This window comes from Terrisporobacter mayombei (genome assembly GCF_020748465.1).
GTDB lineage: Bacteria > Bacillota > Clostridia > Peptostreptococcales > Peptostreptococcaceae > Terrisporobacter > Terrisporobacter mayombei.
Genome location: NZ_JAHZMP010000117.1, coordinates 1 through 514, shown reverse-complemented (window position 1 = coordinate 514; position 514 = coordinate 1). Strand labels below are relative to the sequence as shown.

The window sequence follows — 514 nt, the reverse complement described above, 5'->3', positions numbered from 1 at the left end:
CGACTACAACGAAATCGCTTGAGGACTCTGTAAATGCGCTTAATACGTCGAGTTTAGTCGCTGCTATGGGGGACATTAACCAGACCCTTAACACAGGCTCAGGAAGCTCGTCAGGCTCTGATTCAGGTGGCGGCGCAGTCACTCCCCCACCAGCACTGACAGAACAACAAGTTGAAGCACTGAAGGAAGCAACTGAACAATTTGGTGCTTTTTTCGACCAGACAACAGTACCGGTAGCAGCATTGCAACAGCAGTATGAACGGTCGAAGGAAAGCGCAAGCGTAGCCATAACTGCTTATAACCAGGCTATCGGTACCGCGCTTGCGGAAGCATCAGCAAATAAGGCCAGCACAGCCAGCGCAGTCGCCGCTTTGGTTCCTGATTCTGTTCTTGATGAATTAAACAAAGCGGCACAGTAACAAAGGACTTCATTGATAATTTTTCTTCAGGAGGAAGACATGTCATTCTTTTCTACGTTAAAAACAGCTTTGTCTTTGAAGGAGAAACTTGCTGC

1 protein-coding gene is annotated in these 514 nt (G+C 47.7%); it reads left to right on the top strand.

Annotation, left to right across the window (positions count from 1 at the left end):
- On the top strand, positions 1–419 hold a 419-nt coding region (locus tag K0039_RS20640; RefSeq protein WP_369123861.1), incomplete at its 5' end, for a hypothetical protein.
- Between the last annotated feature and the right edge of the window lie 95 nt (positions 420–514).